At 73.1% G+C, this 7,471-nt stretch carries 7 protein-coding genes; 5 read left to right on the forward strand and 2 right to left on the reverse strand.

The annotated features are described in order from the left end of the window. Positions 1-7: 7 nt before the first annotated feature. Genes VF139_14750 through VF139_14765 form a run of 4 tightly spaced genes read left to right on the forward strand, consistent with a single transcriptional unit; the run spans position 8 to position 3,795 of the window. Positions 8-625: a hypothetical protein gene (locus tag VF139_14750; protein HEX6852653.1), complete on the forward strand. Its 618-nt coding sequence runs from the start codon at positions 8-10 to the stop codon at positions 623-625. After that, positions 622-1,902: a tetratricopeptide repeat protein gene (locus tag VF139_14755; protein ID HEX6852654.1), complete on the forward strand. Its 1,281-nt coding sequence runs from the start codon at positions 622-624 to the stop codon at positions 1,900-1,902. The genes VF139_14750 and VF139_14755 overlap by 4 nt, the downstream gene beginning before the upstream one ends. Then, on the forward strand, positions 1,899-3,359 hold the full coding sequence (locus tag VF139_14760) for a DnaJ domain-containing protein (GenBank protein HEX6852655.1): 1,461 nt from the start codon (positions 1,899-1,901) through the stop codon (positions 3,357-3,359). Before VF139_14755 ends, VF139_14760 begins: the two co-directional genes overlap by 4 nt. 7 nt (positions 3,360-3,366) lie before the next feature. Beyond that, positions 3,367-3,795: a hypothetical protein gene (locus tag VF139_14765; protein HEX6852656.1), complete on the forward strand. Its 429-nt coding sequence runs from the start codon at positions 3,367-3,369 to the stop codon at positions 3,793-3,795. 82 nt (positions 3,796-3,877) lie between these two features. Here VF139_14765 and VF139_14770 read toward each other — a convergent pair whose 3' ends face one another. Beyond that, positions 3,878-6,313: a Smr/MutS family protein gene (locus VF139_14770; GenBank protein HEX6852657.1), complete on the reverse strand. Its 2,436-nt coding sequence runs from the start codon at positions 6,311-6,313 to the stop codon at positions 3,878-3,880. Between the two features lie 7 nt (positions 6,314-6,320). Beyond that, a complete protein-coding gene (locus VF139_14775) occupies positions 6,321-6,938 on the reverse strand; it encodes a CDP-alcohol phosphatidyltransferase family protein (GenBank protein ID HEX6852658.1) in 618 nt (205 codons plus the stop codon). Between the two features lie 114 nt (positions 6,939-7,052). Here VF139_14775 and VF139_14780 point away from each other — a divergent pair. Continuing rightward, positions 7,053-7,471: hypothetical protein (locus tag VF139_14780; protein ID HEX6852659.1), on the forward strand; the 419-nt coding region annotated here is incomplete at its 3' end.

Raw genomic sequence — 7,471 nt, forward strand, 5'->3', positions numbered from 1 at the left:
AAGCCCCATGAGCGACGCGAGACCCGAACCCGCGGCCCCGGCACCCCCGACCTCCCTCCGGCAGGCGGCCTCGTCCGCCGGTTTGCTGGTCGTGGTGCTCGTGATCCTGGCCTGGAGCCGGTTCCTTCAGAGCGGCCCCCCCGAGCACCGCCCCGCGGACGACCCGCCCCCCCTGCCGTCGCTCTCCTCCCCCTCCCCCCCGGAGGGGTTCGCCTCCCTCGAGCGCGTTCCGTCCGGAGAGCCCGAGCCGATTCCCGGTGGGAATCCCGTGGTCGCCGCGCCGCCGGCCCTCCCCCCGCGCGCGGATCGCGACCCCGCGCTTGCCTCCCTCGCCGACCGCGCGACGTCGGACGTGGGACGTCTGACGAAAAAACGGGGGAGCTTCACCCTGCAGGTGTCCCGGCACTGCTCGACGGCGCTCGTGCACGACAAGCTCCGCCGCCACGCAAGCGCGAAGGACTTCTTCCTCCTCCCCGCCGAGGAGGGCGAGCGCGCCTGTTTCGTCGTCTGCTGGGGGACGTATCCCGACCGCGCCTCGGCGGCCAAGGCCGTCGCCAGGGTTCCCGCGGAGCTGAAGGGGGACGGGAAGCCCTTCCCCAAGGCGGTCGCCGAGGTCCTCCCGTGATCCGGCGGCTGCCCGCGTGCACGCTCGCGCTCCTGCTGCTCGCCCCGGCGCGCGCGGACCGGCTGCACCTCGAAAGCGGCGGGGTGATCGTGGCCGACGTCTGGCGGATCGAAGGGGACTCGATCGTCATCGAGAGCGAAGGCGGGATCACGACCCTCCCGAGAAGCCTCGTCGTCCGCATCGAGCGCGCCGGCGCCGCTCCGCCGCAACCCAAACCCCCGAAGGCGGCGGCGCCCCGCCCTGCGGTGGCCTCCGACCGCGCGGGCCTGGCGGCATGGATCGAGGAGGGATCCGACGCCCTCGACGCACGCGAGTTCGAGCGGGCGACCCGCGCCTTCGGGCGCGCCCTGGACCTGGAGCCCAGGCTCACCGCCGCGCGCATCGGCCTCGCGCTCGCCGAGATGGCCCTGGGCCGCGACGCGAGGGCGCTCGCCGTCGTCCTCGACGGCCTCGCGCGCGACCCGTCGTGCGCCGAGCTCCACGAGCTGCTCGGCGACCTGCGCAACCGCGAGGAGCGCGTCGAGGACGCACGCGCGTCGTGGACCGAGGCGTTCCGCCTCTCCCCCAACGACCGCGTGCGCGACAAGCTCCTCAAAGCCGAGCGCGAGCTGCACGCGGGGAAGGACTACGCCTTCGCCGCCGCCGCGAACTTCAACATCCGCTACGACGGCGAGGTCGACCCCGAGCTCGCCGCGGAGGTCGCCGAGTTCCTCGAGGAGCGCCTGCGCGAGATGACCTCGCTCTGGAGCCACGCCCCCGAGCAGGCGATCACGGTCGTCCTCTACCCGAAGCAGGCGTTCCACGAGGTCACGCTCGCGGGCGGCGAGGTGGGCGGGTTGTTCGACGGCAAGATCCGCGTCCCCATCGGCGGGTTGAAGCGCCTCGACCCGCGCGCGCAGGCGCTGCTCTCCCACGAGCTCACCCACGCGGTCGTGCATTCCAAGTCGCGCGGTCAGGCGCCGCGCTGGCTTCACGAGGGGCTCGCGCAGATCGCCGAGCCCCGCCCCTTCACGCGCGCCGACCGCGAGGCGGTCCGCCGCGCCCTCGGATCCGGCGACCCGGCGACCTGGGCCGAGCGCGCCTTCTCGTACCCGGCGGCGTTGTCGCTCGTGCGCCACCTCGAGAGCGAGCGCGGCTTCGACGCGCTCGTGCGCGTCGTGGGGGACCTCGGAGAAGGCAAACCCCTCGACGAGGCGCTGCGGGGCGAATACGGCGTCGACTACGTCGAGGCGTGCCGCGCGTGGGCCGCGTCGCTCGCCCGCGAGGAGGATCGGTGAAGGCGGGCCAAGGCGTCGCCCCCGACCGCGCCCTCGCGCGGACGTTGTGCGGGAAGGCCGCGGACGGCGTCTCGGGGATCGCGACCGCCACACGGGGAAAGCTCCGGCGGCTGTTCTGCCTCGACGCGGGGTGGCTCGTCTACGCGACGTCCAACGTGATCGAGGAACAGTTCCTCGAGTACCTCGTAAGGACCGGCCGGCTCGATCCCGAATCCCGCGCCGATGCGCTCGCGCGCTCCGCCGCGACCGGCGCGAAGGTCCTCGACGTCCTCCGCCAGGGCGACCGCCCCGGCGAGGCGGAGCTGCAGCGCGGGATGGAAGCCCTCGTCGAGGAGCTCTTCGCCTCGACGATGGGCTGGCCGGACGGTCTCGTCACCTTCGCGGACGGGATCCCGAAGCTCGACGGCGAGATCACGGTGCGGTTGTCGCCCCTCTCGCTGGCCCTCCGCCACGCGCGGCGCGAGCCGCCTCGCCTCGACCAGGTCCGCATCCGCATCGGCCCTCCCGACCTCCGTCCGGTGCAGACCGACGCGGCCGCCCGGATGCTCGGTCGCGGGCTCGACGACAAGGTCTCCGCGATCCTCAACGCCGCCGACGGACAACGCGACCTCGCGCAGGTCGTCTCGGCCGCCGGAGTCGACGAGGAGTCGGCGCTTCGCGCGATCCTCGCTCTCCTCCAGACGGGGATGCTCGAGCCGGTCGATCCGAGGCGTCGCGCCGCCGCCGAGCGCCGCACGCGCGAGATCCCGCTCACCCGCGCGGAGTGCCTCGCACGTCTCGCCGCCGCCGCGGGAGACTTCTACGCGGTGCTCGGCATCGGTCGGGAAACGGACGCGGACGGCGTGCGCGAGGCCTATTACGCACTCGCCCGCCGCTACCACCCCGACCGGTTCCGCGCCGGGGACCTCGCCGACCTCCTCCCCCGCTTCGAGGCCTTCTTCACGAGCGTCACCGAGTCGTACAACACCCTCGTCGATCCCCGGCTCCGCGCCGAATACGACGCGGCGCTCGCCGCCCCCCAGGATCAGGAAGGCCCCAAGCAGAGCGACACGTCCTATCTCGCGCGCCAGAACTTCCTTCGCGGCCGCGCGCTGCTCTCGCAGCGCAAGCAGGTCGAGGCGGTGCAGTTCTTCGAGAACGCCGCCCGTCTCGACGGCGGCGTGGCGGAGTACCAGCGCGAGCTCGGCATTCTCCTCGCGAAGAACCCGAGGCGGCGCGAGGACGCCGAGCGTGCGCTGCTCCGGGCGATCGAGCTCGCCCCGACCGACGTCACGTCGTACGTCGCGCTCGCGCAGCTCTACCAGCGCGCGGGGAGGGCCGGAGCCGCCGTCCGCATCGCGAAGGAGGCGCTGCGCTGGGAGCCCGACCACATCGAGGCGCGGGAAGTTCTCGACGCGCTCCGCGACGCACCGGAGGAGCCCGGTGCGGTCGCTTTCCACCCGATCTTCCGCGGCTGAGCCCGCCGTGCCGGTCCTCGTCGACGGCGACAACCTTCTCGGCACCTGGCCGGGAAGAACGCGTTCCGACGCGGAGAAACGCGCGCTCGCGCGCGAGTGCCTGGCGCTCGCGCGCCGGGAGTCGCGTGAGGTCCTCGTCGTCTTCGACGGGAGGGAGCCCGTGCCCGCCCCCCCCGGCGAGGTCCGGTTCGCCGGTGCGGGGCGTTCGGCCGACGACCTGATCCTCGAGCAGCTCCGGCGGGCGAAAGACCCGGCCGGGTACACGGTCGTGACCAACGACCGCTCGCTCGGCGACCAGGCGCGGTGGCTCAAGGCGCGCGTCGAGCGTTGCGACCGATTCCGCCTCCGACTCGGCGCCGCGCCCGAGGCCGAGAAGCCCGAGCCGAGCGCGGACTTCGGGTACTGGTGGGAGCAGTTCGGCGGCGGCGACGGTTAGCTCAATGGGGACAGCAACCTATTTCCGCGACCTCGTGACGATCGCATCGAGGTCGCGGAAATAGGTTGCTGTCCCCAGTTGGCTAGCGCAACGTCACGACGGTCGCGCCGTCGCCCCCTTCGCGCGGCTCGCCGGGACGGAACGCGTCGACGTGGGCGTGACCTTTCAGGAAGCCTCGCACCGCGGCCTTGAGCTTGCCGGTTCCGTGGCCGTGGACGATGCGCGCCTCGGTCCGGCCGGCGCGCGACGCGTCGTCGAGGAACTTGTCGACCTCGCCGAGCGCCTCGTCCACCGTCTTGCCGAGCAGGTGCAGCTCGATCGGCGGCGCCGGCATCCCCAGCGGCCCCTCGTCCCGGGACGGCCCCTTCCGAAGGCTCGCCAGCGAGGCGGCGAGCCCGCGGGGGGTCGCGGTCGCGGCGCTCCCCGGCGCCGCCTCGCCCGGAGGCCCGAGATCGGCGCGGCGCACCGTGAAGGTCGCCGATCCCATCTGGACCTCCGCGCGGTCGTCGCGGATCGACCGGACGACCCCTTCGCGGTCGAGCGAGAGGATCCGCACCGCAGCGCCGGGTGCGGGCACGAAGGGCTTCGCCGGATCGGGAGCGGACGTCGACTTCGGCCGGGCCAGGCTCCGCCCCTTCGCGGCGAGCGTCGACTTCAGCCGGATCTCGGAGCGCGCCTGCTCCTTCTCGAGCCTCGCGCGCACCTTGACGTCCGTGATCTGCTCGAGCGCGCGTCGCGCCTCGCGCCGGAACTCCTCGAGAACCCCCTCGAGCTCGCGTGCGCCCTCGCGGCGCATCCGCTCCCCTTCGCGCTCGAGGCGCTCCTCGACCTCGGCGCGCCGGAGCGAGAGGTCCGCCTCCGCCTCGGACTGGGCCTCGAGCCGGCGCTCGAGGTCGGCGGTCCGCTCGCGCAGGCGGGCCATCGTGTCCTCGGCGCGACGCCCCTCCCCGCCGGCGAGCGCCCGGGCCCTGTCGAGGACCTCCGGATCGATCCCGAGCCGCTGCGCCACCGACAGCCCCGCGGAGGCTCCGGCCGCACCCATGAGGACGCGGTACGTCGGGCGCAGCGCCTCCTCGTCGAACTCCAGCGCCGCCGACGCCGCGACGTCGCTGGCGAACGCCCAGGTCTTCAGCGCGGATTGGTGGGTCGTCGCGACGCACGCGACCCCTCGCGCGGCGAATCGCTCCAAGAGGGCCTGGGCGAGCGCGGCCCCCTCCGTCGGTTCGGTGCCCGTGCCGATCTCGTCGAACAGCACCCACGCCGGAGCGCGCACCTCGCGCAGCCACGCCGCCGCCGAGCGGACGTGCCCGGAGAACGTCGAGAGGTCCGCCTCGATCGACTGGCGGTCTCCGATGTCGGCGCGGATCCAGGCGCCGGCCGGGCAGGCGGCCCGGCGCGCGGGAACGGGGATCCCGCACTGCGCGAGGAGGATCGCGAGTCCGACCGTCTTGAGCGCTACGGTCTTGCCTCCGGTGTTGGGACCCGAGATCACGAGGACCCGCCGCCCTTCCGGCAGGCCCAGGGTGAGCGGCACGCAGCGCTCCCCTCGCTCGCGAAGTCTCCGGTCGAGCAACGGATGCCGCACCTCGACGAGCTCGAGGTGCCCGGCCTGCGCGACGACCGGGCGGCACGCGCCGAACGCGTCCGCCCAAAGCGCACGGGCCTGCAGGGTGTCCACCCGCTCGAGCCCGCCGACGGTCGCGAGCACCTCCTCGGCGCGCTCGCGGAAGCGGTCGGCCCAGCGGCGCACCACGCGGTCCTGCTCGACGAGCTCCTGCTCGGCGAGGCGGACGAGCTCGTTGTTCATGTCGACGCTTTCGAGGGGCTCCACGAACAACGTCTGCCCCGACGACGACGCCGCGTGCACGATCCCGGGGACGCCGCGCGGGCTGTCGGCCCGGACGGGGATGACGAAGCGGCCGTTGCGCTGCGTCACGAAGGCGTCCCGGACGACGTTGGCCGCGGCGGGGTCGTGCACGAACGACTCGAGCTGCCGCCGGAGCCGCTCCCCGGTCCGGCCGATCGCCTGGCGCACCCGGTGCAACTCCGCGCTCGCGCCGTCGAGCAGGCGGCCGTCGGGTCCCACGTTCTCCGCGACCGGCTGCGCGAGCGCGCGCAGGTCGGCGAGGCTCCGGGCCTCCTCCCGCAGCGCGGGGTACCCCTCGGCGTCGCGCGAGCCGAGCGCGCGGCGAAGGTCGGCGGCGACGAGGAGGATCTCCGCGAGATCCCGCAGCTGCGCGGGCTCGCAGGCGTACCCCTCGAGGGGGAGGATCGCGAGGGCGGGGGCCGGATCGGGTAACCCTCCTCCGATCAGGCGTCCGCGCTCGCCGATCCAGGCCCGCGCCTGCGCGACGGCCTCGTGCTCGGCCTCGAGGAACTCCGCGTCGAACGAAGGGACCGCCCTGCGGATCGAGCCCGCGGCCCCCGGTGTGGACGCGTGCCCCGCGACCTCGTCGAGGACGGCATCGAGCTCGAGGACCCTCCGCGAGTCCGCGTCGAGATCGGCGGGACGGCGCATGCCTGCCTCAGGCCCCCGCGCGTCCGGCGTCGGCGGCGCGCACGGTCCGGACGGTGCGCCAGATGTAGTGCAGCCCCGAGATCACGGTCAGCGCGAAGGTCGCCAGCACCCCCGCCCCGATCAACGGGTGGGACCGGCCGAGATCGTTGAACAGGAGGACGGCGCCCACCGTGACGAGCTCGGCGGCGGTGCAGCACTTGCCGAGGAAGCTGGGTCGGAACTTCGTATGCCCGTACGCGAGGTAGAGCATCAGCGCCACGGAGACGATGAAGACGTCCCGGCTGATCGTGAGGATCGTCAACCAGACCGGAATCCGGTTGACCATCGGGATCTGCTGGAAGAGCTGCGGGTACTCGGTCAGGAGGATGAACCCCGCCGCGAGCAGGAGCTTGTCGGCCGCGGGGTCGAGATAGGCCCCGAGCGGGCTTTGCTGGCGAAAGACCCGCGCGACGAGGCCGTCGAGGAGGTCGGTGATCCCCGCGGCCACGAAGAGCCAGAAGGCGATCCCGAAACGGGCGTTGAGCACCGCGAGGATGAAACAGGGAACGGCGATCAGGCGCAGGAAGGTCAGCTGGTTGGCGAGGGTCCAGTTCCCGACCCGGTCCTTGATGCGGGCTTCGCTCATGAAGCGGAACCGTATAGCCCAGCCCCCTCGGTCCCGTCAAACCGGACAGGTTTGACATCTCTCGCACGGAGCCTATGTTCCCCGCCGAGCGGGCGGGGTCCCCGCGTCGAGGACATGAGCACCCACGAGGACGACGACGGCATGAAGATCGACGACCTGCTTCGCTTCATGGTCAAGCAGGAGGCGTCCGACCTCCACCTGAAGCCGATGCGGCCGCCGCTCCTTCGCCTGCACGGCAAGCTGCTCCCCCTCAAGACCGACACGCTGCACCCCGATCTCCTGAAGGAGATGCTGCACGGCCTGCTGACCGACCGCATGCGCCAGACCCTCGAGGAGCGCCAGGCGGTCGACTTCGGCCACAGCGTGTCGGGGGTCTCCCGTTTCCGCGCGACGATCTTCTACCAGCGCGGGACGCTCAGCGCCGTCTTCCGGCGTGTGCCGTTCGAGTTTCCGAGCCTCGAGGACTGGGGCCTCCCCCCGGTGCTGAACGAGTTCGCGAACCTGAACCAGGGGCTCGTGCTCCTGACCGGGCC

This window comes from Candidatus Polarisedimenticolaceae bacterium, from assembly GCA_036376135.1.
In the GTDB taxonomy this organism is placed as follows: Bacteria; Acidobacteriota; Polarisedimenticolia; order Polarisedimenticolales; family DASRJG01; genus DASVAW01.

Coding starts and splice junctions, on each gene's coding strand:
- VF139_14750 (HEX6852653.1), top strand. CDS start 8: ATGAGCGACGCGAGACCCGAACCCGCGGCCCCGGCACCCCCGACCTCC.
- VF139_14770 (HEX6852657.1), bottom strand. CDS start 6,313: ATGCGCCGTCCCGCCGATCTCGACGCGGACTCGCGGAGGGTCCTCGAG.
- VF139_14775 (HEX6852658.1), bottom strand. CDS start 6,938: ATGAGCGAAGCCCGCATCAAGGACCGGGTCGGGAACTGGACCCTCGCC.